Below are 15,944 nucleotides of genomic sequence, written 5' to 3'. Positions count from 1 at the left end.
GTCAGCCCACCGGGTGGTAGTCGCGCAGGAAGACGAAGATCTGGTCGGCGGCGGCGTCGATCCTGACCTTGTCCTTCTTCCAGACCATGAGGTTGGTGGCGGCGTACAGCGGGGCGAACCACGCCTGCTCCACCACATGGGTGTTCAGCTCCTGGAACAGCTTGCCGCGCTCGGCCTCCTCCGCGACCGCGATCCGGTCCATGAGCTTGGCAACCACCGGGTCCTCCACGTGGAACGGGTTGAACACCCCGCCCTTGGCCAGGAACAGCGAGGCGTCCAGCCAGTTCTCGGTGGCGGTGTAGGTGTACATGAAGGCCGGGTACGTGCCGGCCAGGTACTGCTGGGTGATGAGGTTGCTGGAGACCGGCTTGTACTTCACCTTGATGCCGATCTGGCCGAGCTGCTGGGCGACGATCGGGTACAACGCGGGCACGTAGGTGTTCTCGCTGGGCAGGGTCAGCTCGAAGCCGTCCGGGTAGCCCGCCTCGGCCAGCAGCCGCTTGGCCTTGTCCGGGTCGTAGGGGTAACGGGAGTTGAGCGCGGCCAGGTAGGCGGGCGTGCCGGCGGCGAACATCTGGGTGCGCCGGTCGCCGTTGCCCTTGTCGACCGCCTTGAGTATGCCCTCGGCGTCGAGGCCGTGGTTGATGGCCTGCCGTACCTTGAGCTTGGCCAGCGGGGGAGCCAGCTTGCCCGCGCGGTCGACGATCCACATGCCCATGATCAGGCCGGGCATCTTCCTGTGCTCCAGGCCCGCGCCCTGAACCTGCGGCAGGCTGGCCATGGGCACGCCGCCGGCGTCGACCTGGCCGCTGAGCGCGGCGTTGGCCATCGCGTTGGTGTCGGGCAGCGCCTTCATCACCAGCTTGTCGAAGCCGAACGTGGCCGGCAGGGAGTACTTGGGGTTGCGGGTGAAGGTGTAGGACGTGCCTCGGGTGCTGGCGTTCAGGTCCAGCACGTACGGCCCGCTGCCCACCGGGTTCGTCTTGAGCGTGGCGAAGGCCTTGGGGCTGGCGATCATGCCGGGGACCATGGAGAGCTGGTAGAGCAGACCCGGATCGGGCTTCTTGAGCTTGACCATCAGCTCGGTCGGGCCGGTGGCCTCGACGCTCGCGATGCCGGCCAGCGCCGACTGGGTGGCGCCCGGCGTGCTCAATCCTCGGTCCAGGTTCGCCTTGACCGCGGCGGCGTCGAGCGGGGTGCCGTCGGAGAAGGTCACGCCGTCGCGGATGGTCATGGTCAGCGTGGTCTTGGGCCGGTCGTAGGACCAGGTGGTGGCGACGCCGGGTGAGACGGAGAAGTCGGCGTTGAGCGTGGTCAGGGACGAGTAGACAGCCTGCAGGTAGCCCAGGGAGTTGCCCCCGGCGCCGACGGCTGGGTCCCAGGACGAGACGTCGGCCGCTACGGCCAGGGTGAGCATGCGCTCCGCCGTGGCGGCGCGTTCGGCAGCGCCGCCGGAACATGCGGTGCCCGCGACTGCGAGGGCGACGGCCGCGGCCGCCAAGGCCGTCCCGCGAGATCTCGGCATCGGAACCTCCTCGGATGGGGTGTGGCGAGGCTAACAAAAACTACCTATCAATTGGTAGGCTTTTGGTAACGATGCCGATCCGAGGAGTTCACATGCCCGTCGACCCGCAGATCGCCCCCCTGATCGCCATGATCCACTCCCAGCCGCCGGCGCCCCACGACGCCGTCGCCCGCCGCCGCATGAACGCCGAACGCAAGGCGGAAGGGGTCAACCCCTATGGCGACTACGTGCAGGAGGAGCCAGAGATCGCGACGGTCTTCGAGGAGCGGATCAAGGTCGCCGACCCCGACGGCGAGATCACCGTCCGCGTGTACCGTCCGGCCGAGGAGAACGCCGGGGCCATGGTGCTCTTCCACGGCGGCGGCTGGCTGATGGGCACCATCGACGACAGCGACCGCCGCTCGCGCGCCATCGCCGCGGGCGCCGGAGTCGTGGTGGTCAACGTGGATTACCGGTTGGCGCCCGAGTTTCCGTTCCCCGTTCCCGCCGAAGACTGCTACCGGGCGTTCGAGTGGACCGTCGAGCAGGCCGGGCGGCTCGGGTTCGACCCCGCGCGGGTGGGCGTGGGCGGCGAGAGCGCCGGCGGCAACCTGAGCGCGGCCGTGTCACTGCTGGCCAAGGAGCGGGGCGGGCCCATGCCGGTGATCCAGGTGATGGAGATCCCCGCCTTCGACCTGACCATGTCCTCACCCACCGTCGAGACCTACGCCGAAGGGCATGTGCTGACCCGGTCGGAGCTGGAGTGGTGCGTGGGCACCTACCTGTCCGGGCACGACGCCACCGACCCGATCGCCTCACCCCTGCACGCCCCCGACCTGTCCGGACTGCCGCCCGCGGTGATCCTGTCGGCCGAGTGCGACCCCCTGGCCGGCGACGCCCGCCGCTATGCCGCACGGCTGGCCGAGGCGGGGGTGCCGGTGACCTTCCGCGAGTTTCCTGGGCATGTTCATGGCTCACACACGTTGACCGGGATGCTGGCCTCGTCACGGGTGTGGCGCACCACCGTCGTGACCTCAATAGCCACCACCATGACCCACTAACCCCCAGCGCCCCGCAACACTGACCCGCGACGATGCGCCACGGCGCGGCTCCGCGACGCTGACCCGCGACCCGGCCCGCGTGCTGACCCGCGCCCATGGTTCGCGACCCCCGGGCCCGCGACCCTGGTCCGCGACCCCCGGGCCCGCGGCCTCGGCCCGCGACGATGCGCCACGGCGAGGCGCGTCGCGCCGGTGACGTGGGGTGCACGGTGACGCTGTCTCGTAATGCGCTGCCCCCAGAGCTGCCCTATGGCAGAGCCGGCCCGCTCTAGCCTCGCGGCGCAGACCCTGCGACGCATCGCGGCGTTGTCCTGCGGTGCACGGTGGTGTCGACCTGCGGTGCGCGGTGCATCGTGCCGTTGACGTGTGGTGCGTGGTGGTGCTGACCTGCGGCCATGTGCGAGGGCACAAGGGGTGGCGGTTATGCTGCCGCACATGGGTGACCCACGGATCGCACGTCTGGCCGCCGAGCTGCGGGAGGACGTGCAGGGGCTCGCCGACCGCATGTTCGCCGCCATCGTGGCCGAGGACGAGACCTACGCGGCCATGCCGGAAGAGCGGCTGGCCGAGGTGCGGGAGTACAACCGGCGCAACCTCGACGAGCACCTGCTCGACCTGGCCGAACAGCGCCAGGTCAAGGCCGTGGTGTCCAGGGAGACCGCGCGAAGGAGGGCCGAGCAGGGGGTGCCGCTGGGGGCGGTGCTGCATGCCTACCGCATCGGGTTCCGGGTGGTGTGGGAGAGCCTGGTGGCGCGGGCCATGGCCGACCCCGGCTACCCGGTGGAGACGCTCGCCACCTCGATGACCGAGGTCTGGTCGCTCATCGACGGCTACTCCGTGGCGGTCACCGACAGCTACCACGAGGCCATGCTGGAGCTGGCCAGGCAGGACGAGCGTGAGCGCCAGGTGCTGCTGGACGCCCTGATCGAGGGCCGGGTCACCGACTGGAGCGTGCTGGGCGGCAGTGCGCACGCGCTCGGGCTGCCGGCGCGCGGGCCGTACCTGTGCGTGGTGGCGGATCCGGCGGTGCCGTTGTCCACGATCGGGCTGGTCGGCGCTTGGCGGCTGCGCGCGGACGACCAGGTGGGCATCGTGGCCGACTCGGGTACGGTGCGCGCGGCGCTGGCCGGGCGCGGCAGGATCGGGATCAGCGCCCCCTACGAACGGCTGCCGCAGACCGCCGCCGCCTTCCGCCTGGCCAGGCTGGTGTGGGCGGGTCTGCCGCCGGGCAGCAAGGAGGCGGCCACCGTGGACAGCCGCCCGATCGGCGCGCTCGTCGCGGCCGCCCCCGACCTGGCGGAACGGGTCACCGCCGCGGTGCTCGGCCCCGTGCTCGACCGTTCCGACGCCGAGGCCCTGCTGGAGGTGCTGTCGGCGTGGATGGAGAGCGGCGAGTCCACCTCAGAGCTGGCCCGCAGGCTCTACTGCCACCGCAACACGGTACGCAACCGGCTGGCCAGGGTCGAACGCCTCACCGGAAGATCGCTGGAGCGCCCAGGGGACGTGGCGGCACTGTACGCCGCCCTGATCGGCCACCGCCTTGTGCCATCGCCCAAACCCTGACCGAAAAGCCGGGTCTGTGGCCCAGTGCCGGTAGAACAAGATTCCAGGAAAATGGAGCCACCGCCCTTATCGCTGAAGGCAGGCGCCATGGAGATCATCGTCGAGACCCGGCCGGGCAAGCTGCGCGGCCTGCTGGAGAACGGCGTCGCCGTCTTCCGCGGCGTGCCGTACGCCGCACCTCCCTTTGGTGAGCTGCGCTTCCGCGCGCCCGAGCCGCCACCACCGTGGGAAGGCGTGCGCGACGCGCTCGCCAACGGCCCGACGGCGGTCAGGCGCGGATACCGTCCGCCGCTGGACGAGATCCTCGCCGAGGTGGCCATCCCGGGCGAGGACTGTCTCAACCTCAACCTGTGGACGCCCGGCCTCGACGGGCGGCGGCCGGTCATGGTGTGGATCCATGGTGGTTCCAACCGCAACGGCTCCAACGCGGTCCCGCTGTATGACGGCAGCGCGTTCGCCCGCGACGGCGTGGTGATGGTGGCGATCAACTATCGCCTGGGAGTCGAGGGCTGGGCCAGTTTCCCGGACGCTCCGGACAATCGCGGGCTGCTCGACCAGATCGCCGCGCTGACGTGGGTGCGGGAGAACATCGAGGCGTTCGGCGGCGATCCGGACAACGTCACCGTCTTCGGCGAGTCGGCCGGTGCGATCGACCTGGGGGTACTGCTCGGCGTACCGGCGGCCCGGCGCTTGCTGAACCGGGCGATCATCCAGAGCGGCGGGCCCGCCGCGGCACACCGCGCGGCCGTCAGTAAGGCGACCGGCCAGATCGCCCGCCGCCTCGGCGTGCCGGCCACCGCCGCCGCCTTCGCCGACGTGGACGAGGAGCGGCTGCTCGACGCGCAGGCCGCGGTCATGGGCAAGAGCGGCCTGGCCGGCGGGCCGCAGCTGGGGCCGGTGATCGACGGCGAACTGGTCGCCGGGCCGCCGGAGGACAACGTCGACCCCGAGGTGGAGGTGCTGATCGGGCACACCACGGAGGAGTACCGGCTGTGGTTCGTGCCGACCGGCGGCGTCGACCGGATGGGGCCGCTGATGGCCCGCCTGGCGATGCTCAAGATGGGGGTGAAGGGGCGGGTATGGCGCGGTTACAAAGCGCTGTATCCGGGGGCGAAGCCGGGCGAGGTGTTCGGGCTCGTGCTCACCGACCGTCTGGTACGGCTGGCCAACCGCCGCCTGGCCGAGGGGCGTCCGATCGGGCGCACGTGGCTGTACGAGTTCGCCTGGCGCTCGCCCGAACGGGACCTCGGCGCGGCCCACGCCATGGAGATCCCGTTCGTGTTCGACGCGCTGGCCATGCCCGAGTCGCGCTGGATGGTGGGGGAGAACCCGCCGCAGGGCCTGGCCGACGAGATGCACGCGGCGTGGGTGCGCTTCGCCACCACCGGGGAGCCGGGCTGGCCCGCGTGGAACCCCTCGACCCGGCCGACGATGGTCTTCGACGCCGATTCGGCGGTCGTGGAGGACAACCGGGCGGAAGTGCACGCCCTCTGGGACTAGCGCGGAAGGTCGTGTTCGAGCGACTGCGCGTACGCTTCGATGCGTTCGACCAGGTCCACCTGCTCGGGATCCAGCAGCCATTGGGTGGCCAGGCCGTCGAGCGTGGCGATGATCTCCGCCGCCTTGCCCTCCGGGTCGAGGTCCGCCCGGATCTCGCCGCGTTCCTGGCCCGTCCGCAGCGCTCCGGTCACCAGGGCGCGCATCGCCCGGTAGCGCTCGCGGAAGTACTCGTGCGCTGGCGCACCGGGCTCCAGATTCTCCGCCACCAGCACCGCGAACAGCTTGGTCAGCCCGCGTTCCTCCCGGTTGCGCCGGGCGAAGGCGGGCATCTCGCGGATCGTGCCCAGCCCGCCGAGCGCCGCCGCCTCGCGGGTGAAGTCGAGGCTCCTGCCGTCCCGCCACTCGATGACCGCGCGCAGCAGGCCCTCCTTGTTGCGGAAGTGGTAGAGCAGCCCCGGCTCGGTGATGCCGACACGCTGCGCGATCTCGGTCATCCCGGTGCCGCGGAAGCCGGTGCGGGCGAAGAGTTCGGCGGCCACGGCCGCGATCTCCTCTTTGCGGTTCTTCATATGGACAACTTACTTAGTTGTAAGTAAGCATGCCTCATGGACATTGCGGCGCCCCGCTTCGAACACCTCGACGAACCCCTTGGCCTGGGCGAAAGCCATCCAAGACTCTCCTGGATCGTCAATAGCGAAAGTCCGGGATGGCGCCAGAGCGCCTACGAGGTATCGGCCAGGGGCGAGCGCGTCCTGGTCGAGTCGGGGGAGTCGGTGCTGGTCCCGTGGCCGTTCGCGCCGCTGGCCGCCCGCGAGCGCGTGTCGGTCAGCGTCCGCGTGCGCGACGCGGACGGCGCGTGGTCGGACTGGAGCCCGCCCGCCGTCGCCGAGGCCGGACTGCTCGGCCCGGCCGACTGGTCCGCGCGCTTCGTCGCGCCGCCGGGCGAGGAGCACCTTCTGCGTGGCGAGTTCACGGTACGGCCCGCCGTAACGTCGGCCAGGCTCTACGCCACCGCGCTGGGCGTCTACGAACTCGAGCTCAACGGCGTCACGGTCGGCGACCACGTCATGACGCCCGGCTGGACCAGCTACAAGCACCGCCTGCGCTACCAGACCTACGACGTCACCACGCTCCTGCGCCCCGGCCCCAACAGGCTCGCCGCGATCCTCGCGGAGGGCTGGTACCGGGGCCGCCTGGGCTTCCAGGGCGGCACCATCGCTGTCTACGGTGAGCGCCTGGCGCTGCTGGCCCAGCTGGAGATCACCTACGCCGACGGCACCGTCCAGCGCTACGGCACCGGCCCCGACTGGCAGTGCGCCCCCGGCCCCCTCCTGGCCAGCGGCATCTACGACGGCGAGACCCACGACGCCCGCCTCCAGTCACCCGCCGACTGGCGCCCCGTGGACCCGCTGGACCACGACCTGTCCACATTGGTGGCCCCCACCGGCCCACCGGTGCGCCGTACCCAGGAACTCACCCCGACAGAGATCCTGACCTCCCCGTCGGGACAGACCATCCTCGACTTCGGCCAGAACCTCGTCGGCCGCCTGCGCATCACCGCCCGCGGGCAGGCCGGCGAACGCGTGATCCTGCGCCACGCGGAGGTCCTGGAGGCCGGCGAACTGTCCACCCGCCCGCTGCGCACCGCCGCCGCCACCGACGTCTACATCCTGCGCGGCGACGCCGAAGAGGTCTGGGAACCGCGCTTCACCTTCCACGGCTTCCGCTACGCCTCCATAGAAGGCCCCGCGGACCCGGCGCTCGTCCGCGCCGTCGTCTGCCACACCGACATGGAACGCACCGGCCACTTCGAGTGTTCGGACCCGCTGGTCAACCGCCTGCACGAGAACGTCGTGTGGAGCATGCGCGGCAACTTCCTCGACCTGCCCACCGACTGCCCCCAGCGCGACGAACGCCTCGGCTGGACCGGCGACCTCCAGGTCTTCACCCCCGCCGCCGCCTTCCTGCACGACTGCGCCGGAATGCTCACCTCGTGGCTGGCCGACCTGGCCGCCGAACAGGCGCCGAGCGGAGCCGTTCCCGTCGTGGTCCCCAACGTGCTGGGGGAGCGCGCCGTGATCGCCGCCGCCGGGTGGGGCGACGCCGCCGTCCTGGTCCCCTGGACCCTTTATCAGCGGTACGGCGACGCCGCGCTGCTGGAGCGGCAGTTCCCCAGCATGCGACGCTATGTCGAGCATGTGGCGGAGTTGGCGGGTGACAGGAGGCTTTGGGATACCGGATACCAGTTCGGCGACTGGCTGGACCCGGCCGCGCCGCCGGACAAACCGGGCGACGGCCGTACATCCAAGGAGGTTGTCGCCACCGCCTACCTCGCGCACTCCGCGAGAGTCGTGGCGCAGGCGGCGGAGGTGCTTGGGGAGGACGCCGGGCCCTACACCGCTTTGTCCGCACAAGTCCGGCAGGCCTTCGCGGACGCCTATGTGTCGCCGGAGGGAACGGTGCTGGGGGACTCCGCCACCGGTTACGCGCTCGCGCTGCGCTTCGACCTGCTGCCTACGCGGGAGCAGCGGGAGTTCGCCGGTGAACGGCTGGCCCGAGTACTCGCCGACGGCGGTCACCACATCGCCACGGGCTTCCTCGGAACTCCGGAGGTGTGCGACGCCCTGACCGAGGCTGGGCAGGTGGAGGCCGCGTACCGGTTGCTGCTTCAGCGAGAATGCCCGTCCTGGTTGTACGCCGTCACGATGGGAGCCACCACGATCTGGGAACGATGGGACAGCATGCTGCCCGACGGCACCGTCAACCCGGGCGAGATGACCTCGTTCAACCACTACGCGTTCGGTGCGGTCGCCGACTGGCTCCACCGCGTAGTAGCCGGAATAGCCCCTGGTGCGCCGGGCTACCGCCGCATCCTCCTGACCCCCAGACCAGGCGCCAACCTGACCCGCGCGAAAGCCACCCTCCGCACCCCCTACGGAAAAGCCGAACTCAGGTGGACCCTGACCAAGGACACGATGACCACCAACGCCACAGTCCCCCCAAACACCACAGCCCTGGTCACCCTCCCCAACACACCCCCCTTCGAAATCCAGTCCGGCACCCACCACTGGACCACCCCATGGCCCCGAGCCAACGGCACAGACATCGCCAAGTAGGGGCCCAACCCGCAGGGGCTTCGCACGAGGCGGGCTCAGGTTGTGTTGAGAACGCGTGGTTTTGGGGCGTTGACCGGAATGACATTGCTCACCTAGCCTGTCTGCTACCAATCAGTTGGTAGGTTTTTGGAGGGCGCATGGAAGACCGGCCCGGACTGGTGGAAAAGCTCGCCTTCTTCGGTGGCGTGGCGGGCGGCGCGCTGATGGGCGCGGCCTCCGGTTTCCTCCTGCTGTACCTCACCGACGTGGTCGGCATCGGCGCCGCGGCCGTGGGCACGCTGATGCTGGTGGCCCGGATCGTGGACGGCGCGAGCGACCCGATCATGGGCTACCTCGTCGACCACCTACCAGTCACTCGGTGGGGGCGGTTCCGCCTCTACGTGCTCATCGGCGGCATCCTCTGCGCCGTCTGCCTGGTGGCGCTCTTCGCCGCCCCCGCCTGGTTCCCGAACGCTCTGCTCGCCGCCTGGATCACCTACCTGCTGTGGGGCCTGCTGCTCGATCTGTTCCAGATCCCGGTGACGTCGTTGCTGCCCGTGGTGGCCGGCGACGCGCGTACCAGAAGTCAGCTCGCGAGCATCGTCGGCCTCACCGGCCTGCTGGCGGCGGCGCTGAGCACCGGCGCCACGCTCCCCATCGTCCAGGCGTTGGGCGGCGGAACGGGAGGCTGGCTCACGTACGTCAGCATGATCGCCCTGGTCGGCTGCGTCCTGGTGACCCTCATGGCGGTGCGCGTGCGCGAGCGCGTCAAGCCGTTGTCGCCGGAGCGCTACCGCCTGTCCGACGTACGCCGCGTCTTCTTCGCCCACCGCGCCGTCCCGATCCTGCTCACCTCCAAAGTCGCAGTACAGGCGGCCAGCGGCTCCCTCACCGCCGCCATGCCGTACTTCTTCCTCTACTACATCGGCGACCAGGCCTACCTCTCCGCCGCAGCCCTGGTCATGGCCATCCCCATGGTCATCGGTGCGATCGTGGTCCCCATCATGGCCAGACGGAACGGCGCCAAACCCTGGTACCTCCTCAGCCTCGCCGTCTCCATCGCCGGCCTCGCCCTGCTGATGGCCGTCCCGCCGACGCCGCTGCCCGTGCTCGCCTGCTTCGCGCTGACGGGCTTCGGTTTCGGCGGCGCCGTGGCGCTGGGCCTGGTCCTGCTCGCCGAACTCGCCGACTACACCGAGTGGCAGTACGGCTTCCGCACCGAAGCCTCCCTCGCCGCCATGACCTCGTTCGCCACCAAGGCGGGCAGCGGCGTGGGCGGCGGCCTCCTCGCGTACACCCTGGCCGCCACCGGCTACCGCAGCGGCGGCGTCGCCCAGGGCCCCGAAGCGATCCAGGGCATCCTGTACGCCCAAAGCCTGATACCGGCTGCCATAGGCATAGTTGGCGCCCTGGCCTTCGCCGCGTACCCGATCACCCGAGAGATAGCCTCCCGCGCCGCCGCCGAACTGGCCGACCGCAAACTCCTCCTCACCCAGCCCTGACCCTCTCCCGGCGCCGTCCGGCCGAGGGGACGGCCTGCGGCGTACGGAGTGGGAGGCGCGGAGAAAGCTACCGACTGCTTGGTAACACTGCGATGCGCGCGCGGACCGTGTCACGGCCGAGCACGGAACAGCAGGACCCCGGAGAACAGCAGGACCCCGGAGAACAGCAGGACCCCGGAGAACAGCAGGACCCCGGAGAACAGCAGGACCCCGGAGAACAGCAGGACCCCAGAGACGGAAAACCTACCGACTGATTGGTAATTTTTGGTAAGGTTTGTTGCATGGTAGCCAAGAGGCGCTACGCCGTCGGGGTGGCTCGCAGGGAGCAGATTCTCGAGGCCGCACGTGAGGTGTTCAGCGTCAGGGGCTATCGCGGTGGGTCCATGCGCGACGTGGCCGCGCGCGTGGGGCTCAGCCTGGCGGGGGTGTTGCACTACTTTCCGTCCAAGGAGGATCTGCTGGCCGAGGTGCTTCAGCAGCGCGATGACATCGACATCCCGTGGTTCGAGGAGAAGTGGGCTGAGCTGGGGAGCTTTCGGCTGGCCGTACGGGAGCTTCAGGTTCGGAATATGGGGCGGGCCGGGGTCATGCGGTTGTTCGTCACGTTGTCGGCCGAGGCGGCTGATGCCCAGCATCCGGCGCACGACTTCTTCGCCAAGCGGTACCGGACGAGTCGTGAGCTGTTCTCGGCCACGCTGGCCAAGGCTCAGGAGCGGGGTGAAGTGGTGGAGGGCGCGAGCGGGCCGTTGCTGATCGCCGTTCTGGATGGGTTGCAGGTGCAGTGGTTGCTGGAGCCGGACTTCGACCTTCTGACCGCCCTGGACGCCTACCTGGACAGCATCACGCGATAGGCCTTGCCCTGGGTGAGGAGCTCCCGTGCGGAGGGTGCGCGTCCTAGAGTCCTGCGTCCCACAGGCCTTTGAGCCCCCTGGCACCTGCGCCCCCTGGCGCCTGCGTTTCTGACGGGTCCATGAGGCTGGCGGGTCCGCGTAGTTCACACTGTCGCTGCGGCTGTGCGGCTGTGCGGCTGTGCGGCTGTGCGGCTGTGCGGCTGTGATGGTGATGCGGGTTGGGCGTCATGTGGAACGGGGGTGTGGGGTTCTGGTGGATCGGGGGTGTGGGGTTCTGGTGGCTGGGTGGTTGGAGGCCGGGGAGGCTGGGTGTGTGGTGGGTGTGGTTGAGCTGGGGTGGAAAAACGACCTATCGGTTGGTTGATTTGTTAGGGTGGCGGGTATGCCGTCGAAACGACCGTACGCCGTGGGGATCGCGCGGAGGATGCAGATCCTTCAGGCGGCCCGAGAGCTCTTCAGTGTCCGTGGCTACCGGGGCGCGTCGATGCGGGATGTGGCGGCGGAGGTCGGGCTGACGCTGGCCGGGGTGTTGCACTACTTTCCGTCCAAGGAGGATCTGCTGGCTGAGGTGCTTCAGCAGCGGACCGACATGGACGTTCCCTGGTTCGAGCAGACTTGGGCTGAGCTGGGGAGCTTTCGGCTGGCTGTTCGCGAGCTGATGGTGCGGAACATGGCTGATCCCGGGGTTATGCGGCTGTTTGTGACGCTTTCGGCTGAGGCCACCGACCCTGGGCATCCCGCGCATGACTTCTTCGTCAAGCGGTACCGGACGAGTCGGGAGCTGTTCTCGGCCACGCTGGCCAAGGCCCGCGCCAATGGGGAGATCACCCGGCCGGTGAACGGGCCGTTGCTGATCGCTGTGCTGGATGGTTTGCAGATCCAGTGGCTTATTGAGTCTGACTTCGACCTGCTTGGGGCCCTTGACGCCTATCTGGACTCCATCACCGGGTAATCCCCGACAGGTACGTGCACGACCGGCTCCCTCACCGCCCGGCCCTGGTCACCCGGTTCCGGACGTGCCGGTCGGGCCACCTTTCAGAGCACCGGCCGCCCCGTCCGGACGGACCCAATCCGCCGCCTCAGCTCACGAGAAGAGCGCCATGCGGGGAGTGCGGCTCGCGCGCGGATTGCGGTATGCGCGGGGAGTGTGGCATGCGGGCAGCGATCTCTCCCTGCTCCGCTCCGCCCAGTAGCGACCTGGCGGTCGGTAGGCGCACCTCAAGGCTGGCCGAGGAACGAGCAGCCTCGCGCGCAGTGGCCGCGCCGAACGAGCGGCCCCGGGAGGAGCGGCTCCGGGAGGAGCGGACTCGGGAGGAGCGGACTCGGGACGACGGTCTTGGAAGGAGCGGTCTCGCCAATCAAAGCGGCCCTCGGGACGGCATCCTCAGAGAGCGTGCGGCCTCGTGGGCATCGACTCGCCGATCGAGCCGCACAGGGGCAGCGGCCTCGAACGGCGAGCGGTCACTGGGGCAGCGCGTGCGGCCGTGGGGGTGGGGGTTTCACGGTGTGTGCGGCTGTGGGGGTGGGGGTCTCACGGTGTGTGCGGCTGTGGGGGTGGGGGTCTCACGGTGCGTGTGACTGTGGGGGTGAACGCATCACCGGGAGAATGGCTTCACCAGCCCGCCCGCTCGTTCACCTCATCAGCCAGTTTGTCCAACCGCTCCGGATCCAAGTAAGCCCCAGGAAACCGGGCAAGCCGCCGTACAGGCACCGACCCCGCCATCCGCAAAGCAGGCTCGGTAAGAAACCGCGAATGCGACTGCCCAGTCTCGGCAGGCGGTCGCATCTCCCGCTGCAACACATCCAGCCCACCCGGCGCCGCCAGCCAATCAGCCAAGGACGAATCCGGCGTGATGGCCGCCGGCACGGGCCGCTTGCTGCCCTCCAGCACAAGGGTCGCCGCCACCCGCAGATCCCGGGACGAAGCGCCGACGTGGATGGTGGCGGTGCCCGGGTCGATGGTCCAGCGCCGCCGTACCGGATGAAAGTAGGCGAAGTCCCGAAAAGCGAGATAGAAGCGCACGGTTGTGCTGGCACCGGGTTCGAGGGTGACTTTTCGGAAGGCGCGCAGTTCGCGGGCGGGGCGGCGGACGTCGTTGCTGGGGGCGGCGACGTAGACCTGCGCGACCTCCTGGCCGGCCCGGTCGCCGAGGTTGGTGATGCGGACGCTGACGCGGACGACGAGTTCCTCGCCGGAGCCGCGGGTGTGGACATCGAGGTCGGAGTACCCGAACTCGGTATAAGACAGGCCGTGCCCGAACGGGTAGCTGACCGCCGCGTCGAGCGCGTCGTGGTAGCGGTAGCCGACGAAGACGCCCTCGGTGTAGCGGACGGTGCCGAGTTCGCCGGGGAAGTCGAGGTAGGAGGCGGTGTCCTCCAGCCGCAGCGGGATGGTTTCGGCCAGGCGCCCGGACGGGTTGACCTCGCCGTAAAGGATGTCGGCGATCGCGCCGCCGCCCGCCTGTCCGAGCAACCATCCTTCCAGTACGGCGGAGGCCGCCCCATCCCAGTCCGCCACCCGGACGACGCCGCCGTTGGACAGCACGACGACCACCCGCGTCCCGGTGGCGGCCACGACGTCGAGCAGCGCGCGCTGATTGTCCGGAAGCTCCAGATGTGTACGGTCGTATCCCTCTCCCTCGTCCTCCGCCGGCAGCCCGAGGCAGACGACCGTGGTCGTGGCGCGCGCCGCGACGGCCCGCGCCTCCTCCTCCAGTTCGGGGGAACGGCCGGCGTCGCCGAGCCGGTATCCGGGCGCGTACTCCAGCTCCCGTCCGGCCAGCGCGCGCATCTCGGTGAGCACGTCGTCCAGCCGCGTGGGCACGATGTGGGAGCTGCCCGCCCCCTGATATCTGGGGGTACGCGCGAGTTCGCCCACCACCGCCACCGAATCCTGGAACCCCAGAGGCAGCACACCGTCGTTCTTCAGCAACACGGCGCACTGACCGGCCACCTCGCGCGCCAGCCGGTGGTGCGCTCCGGCGTCGAACGTGCCCTCGCCGGGCTGGGCCCGCGCCACCAGCGCCAGGACGCGGGCGGCCGAGGCGTCCAGCAACTCCTGGTCAAGCGCGCCGGCCTCCACCGCCTTGACCACCGACGCGTCGGAGGCACGGCCGGAGGTCGGCATCTCCAGGTCCAGCCCGGCCCAGAGTGCCGCCACCCGATCGTCGACCGCGCCCCAGTCGGACACGACGACGCCACGGAAGCCCCACTCGTCGCGCAGCACCTCGGTCAGCAGCCAAGGATGTTCGGAGGCGTACACGCCATTGACCCGGTTGTAAGCGCTCATCACCATCCACGGCTTCGCAACGGTGACGACGTGCTGGAAGGCGGGGAGGTAGATCTCGCGCAAGGTGCGTTCGTCGACCTCGGCGCTGACGCGCATGCGGTCGGTCTCCTGGTTGTTGGCCGCGAAGTGCTTGACGGCGGCGCCCACACCCTGCGACTGGATGCCGAGGACGAGCGCGGCGCCGAGCACGCCGGACAGGCGCGGGTCCTCGGAGAAGTACTCGAAGTTGCGTCCGCACAGCGGAGAGCGCTTGATGTTGACGCCGGGACCGAGCAATACCTGCACGTCCATGGCACGCGACTCCCGCCCGAGCGCCTCCCCGACCCTGCGTACCAGCTCCGGATCCCAGGAGGAACCGAGCCCCACGGCGGGCGGGAAGCAGGTGGCCGGGGTACTGTGCCCGACTCCCAGGTGATCGCCGTCGTCCGGCTGGCGGCGTACGCCGTGCGGTCCGTCGCTGAGCGTGATCGACGGAATACCGGCCCGCTCGATCGCCTGGGTGCGCCAGAGCGACTCGCCGGAGGTGAGCGCGGCTCGCTCGGCGAGGGTGAGCCGGTCGAGAGCGTTGTCTGTCATGCGTTTCCTTTCGCGGTCAGGGCGCGCAGTACGGCGAGGCTAACAAAAACTACCGATCAATTGGTAGGCATTCGCCGACGCCGTTGACGGGGTGCATCGCTGGCCCTACGGTGAGGCTACCAATCAGTCGGTAGGTTTTTTGGAGCAGCGCATGCGCAGACGCACCGCCGTACTGTCCGCCGCCTGCCTGATCACGGCAGCGTGCTTAACCGCGACCACCCCGGCCGCCGCCCACACCACCCCACCCACAACCACCACCCCCGCCACCTCCGCCCAGACCGGCGTGGGTGTCTTAGCTGGCCAGACTGGCACGGAGGGCTCCTCTGGCCAGACCGGGACCGCCCTCACCCTGTCTGGCCAGAACGACACAACCCCGACCGGTACGCCTGTGAAGGGCACGCCTGTGAACGGGACGCTCGGGGATAGCGCTCCCGGGGACGGGAGACCTGGGGACGGGAGACCTGGGGGCGGGACGCCTGGGGGCGGGACGCCTGGGGGCGGGACGCCTGGGGGCGGGACGCCTGGGGACGGGACGCCTGGGGACGGGACGCCTGGGGACGGGACGCCTGGGGACGGGAGACCTGGGGACGGGAGACCTGGGGACGGGAGACCTGGGGACGGGAGACCTGGGGACGGGAGACCTGGGGGCGGGACGCCTGGGGACGGGAGACCTGGGGGCGGGACGCCTGGGGACGGGAGACCTGGGGGCGGGACGCCTGGGGACGGGAGACCTGGGGGCGGGACGCCTGGGGGCGGGACGCCTGGGGGCGGGAGACCTGGGGGCGGGACGCCTGGGGGCGGGAGACCTGGGGGCGGGACGCCTGGGGACGGGAGACCTGGGGACAGGTCACCTGGGGACAGGTCACCTGGGGACAGCGAGGCCGTGGAGGGGTTGGCGGCGGAGGAGGCGGCTAAGGATCTGTTGACCGGGCCGCTGGCTCAGCCTGTGTGGTTGTGTCGGCCTGGCAAGGCGGGCAACCCCTGTGGGCAGGATGCCGCAGGG

General features: G+C 70.0%; 10 protein-coding genes. 7 read left to right on the top strand and 3 right to left on the bottom strand.

Translation table 11 applies throughout. The features are described 5' to 3' along the window. Position 1: 1 nt before the first annotated feature. The gene (locus HNR40_RS54395) at positions 2-1,525 is read right to left on the bottom strand and encodes an ABC transporter substrate-binding protein (protein ID WP_184960157.1); all 1,524 of its coding nucleotides are present in this window, start codon (positions 1,523-1,525) and stop codon (positions 2-4) included. 92 nt (positions 1,526-1,617) lie between these two features. Between HNR40_RS54395 and HNR40_RS10475 the strand changes: the two genes are divergently transcribed. From HNR40_RS10475 to HNR40_RS10465, 3 genes are all read left to right on the top strand, one after another. After that, positions 1,618-2,565 (top strand): alpha/beta hydrolase, encoded by a 948-nt coding sequence (locus HNR40_RS10475; RefSeq protein WP_184960156.1) that lies wholly within the window; start codon positions 1,618-1,620, stop codon positions 2,563-2,565. 435 nt (positions 2,566-3,000) lie between these two features. After that, on the top strand, positions 3,001-4,128 hold the full coding sequence (locus HNR40_RS10470) for a PucR family transcriptional regulator (RefSeq protein ID WP_184960155.1): 1,128 nt from the start codon (positions 3,001-3,003) through the stop codon (positions 4,126-4,128). Between the two features lie 87 nt (positions 4,129-4,215). After that, the gene (locus tag HNR40_RS10465) at positions 4,216-5,628 is read left to right on the top strand and encodes a carboxylesterase/lipase family protein (RefSeq protein ID WP_184960153.1); all 1,413 of its coding nucleotides are present in this window, start codon (positions 4,216-4,218) and stop codon (positions 5,626-5,628) included. Here HNR40_RS10465 and HNR40_RS10460 read toward each other — a convergent pair. Beyond that, positions 5,625-6,197, bottom strand: a complete 573-nt coding sequence (locus HNR40_RS10460; protein WP_184960151.1) for a TetR/AcrR family transcriptional regulator — start codon at positions 6,195-6,197, stop codon at positions 5,625-5,627. The two genes, HNR40_RS10465 and HNR40_RS10460, sit on opposite strands and share 4 nt — an antisense overlap. A 36-nt stretch (positions 6,198-6,233) precedes the next feature. Here HNR40_RS10460 and HNR40_RS10455 point away from each other — a divergent pair, with 36 nt between their 5' ends. The 4 genes from HNR40_RS10455 (at position 6,234) to HNR40_RS10440 (ending at position 12,028) form a co-directional block, all read left to right on the top strand. After that, positions 6,234-8,744, top strand: coding sequence for a family 78 glycoside hydrolase catalytic domain (locus tag HNR40_RS10455; RefSeq protein ID WP_184960149.1), 2,511 nt, complete (start codon positions 6,234-6,236; stop codon positions 8,742-8,744). 137 nt (positions 8,745-8,881) lie between these two features. Further along, positions 8,882-10,225, top strand: a complete 1,344-nt coding sequence (locus HNR40_RS10450; protein ID WP_184960147.1) for an MFS transporter — start codon at positions 8,882-8,884, stop codon at positions 10,223-10,225. A 281-nt stretch (positions 10,226-10,506) separates the two neighbouring features. Then, complete coding sequence (locus tag HNR40_RS10445) at positions 10,507-11,076, top strand: TetR/AcrR family transcriptional regulator (RefSeq protein WP_184960145.1); 570 nt, start codon at positions 10,507-10,509, stop codon at positions 11,074-11,076. A gap of 424 nt (positions 11,077-11,500) precedes the next feature. Then, the gene (locus HNR40_RS10440; protein ID WP_184960143.1) at positions 11,501-12,028 is read left to right on the top strand and encodes a TetR/AcrR family transcriptional regulator; all 528 of its coding nucleotides are present in this window, start codon (positions 11,501-11,503) and stop codon (positions 12,026-12,028) included. Positions 12,029-12,688: 660 nt separating this feature from the next. Here HNR40_RS10440 and HNR40_RS10435 read toward each other — a convergent pair. Next, on the bottom strand, positions 12,689-14,941 hold the full coding sequence (locus tag HNR40_RS10435) for a glycoside hydrolase family 3 C-terminal domain-containing protein (RefSeq protein WP_184960141.1): 2,253 nt from the start codon (positions 14,939-14,941) through the stop codon (positions 12,689-12,691). Between the last annotated feature and the right edge of the window lie 1,003 nt (positions 14,942-15,944).

The organism is Nonomuraea endophytica, from assembly GCF_014203235.1.
Lineage (GTDB): Bacteria > Actinomycetota > Actinomycetes > Streptosporangiales > Streptosporangiaceae > Nonomuraea > Nonomuraea endophytica.
The sequence above is the reverse complement of the archived record's forward strand: the minus strand, read 5'-3'. Positions and strand labels throughout refer to the sequence as shown.

What these genes read in the sequence shown, in the direction of transcription:
- HNR40_RS54395 (WP_184960157.1), bottom strand. Translation starts at nt 1,525, where the DNA reads ATGCCGAGATCTCGCGGGACGGCCTTGGCGGCCGCGGCCGTCGCCCTC.
- HNR40_RS10475 (WP_184960156.1), top strand. Translation starts at nt 1,618, where the DNA reads ATGCCCGTCGACCCGCAGATCGCCCCCCTGATCGCCATGATCCACTCC.
- HNR40_RS10470 (WP_184960155.1), top strand. Translation starts at nt 3,001, where the DNA reads ATGGGTGACCCACGGATCGCACGTCTGGCCGCCGAGCTGCGGGAGGAC.
- HNR40_RS10465 (WP_184960153.1), top strand. Translation starts at nt 4,216, where the DNA reads ATGGAGATCATCGTCGAGACCCGGCCGGGCAAGCTGCGCGGCCTGCTG.
- HNR40_RS10460 (WP_184960151.1), bottom strand. Translation starts at nt 6,197, where the DNA reads ATGAAGAACCGCAAAGAGGAGATCGCGGCCGTGGCCGCCGAACTCTTC.
- HNR40_RS10455 (WP_184960149.1), top strand. Translation starts at nt 6,234, where the DNA reads ATGGACATTGCGGCGCCCCGCTTCGAACACCTCGACGAACCCCTTGGC.
- HNR40_RS10450 (WP_184960147.1), top strand. Translation starts at nt 8,882, where the DNA reads ATGGAAGACCGGCCCGGACTGGTGGAAAAGCTCGCCTTCTTCGGTGGC.
- HNR40_RS10445 (WP_184960145.1), top strand. Translation starts at nt 10,507, where the DNA reads ATGGTAGCCAAGAGGCGCTACGCCGTCGGGGTGGCTCGCAGGGAGCAG.
- HNR40_RS10440 (WP_184960143.1), top strand. Translation starts at nt 11,501, where the DNA reads ATGCAGATCCTTCAGGCGGCCCGAGAGCTCTTCAGTGTCCGTGGCTAC.
- HNR40_RS10435 (WP_184960141.1), bottom strand. Translation starts at nt 14,941, where the DNA reads ATGACAGACAACGCTCTCGACCGGCTCACCCTCGCCGAGCGAGCCGCG.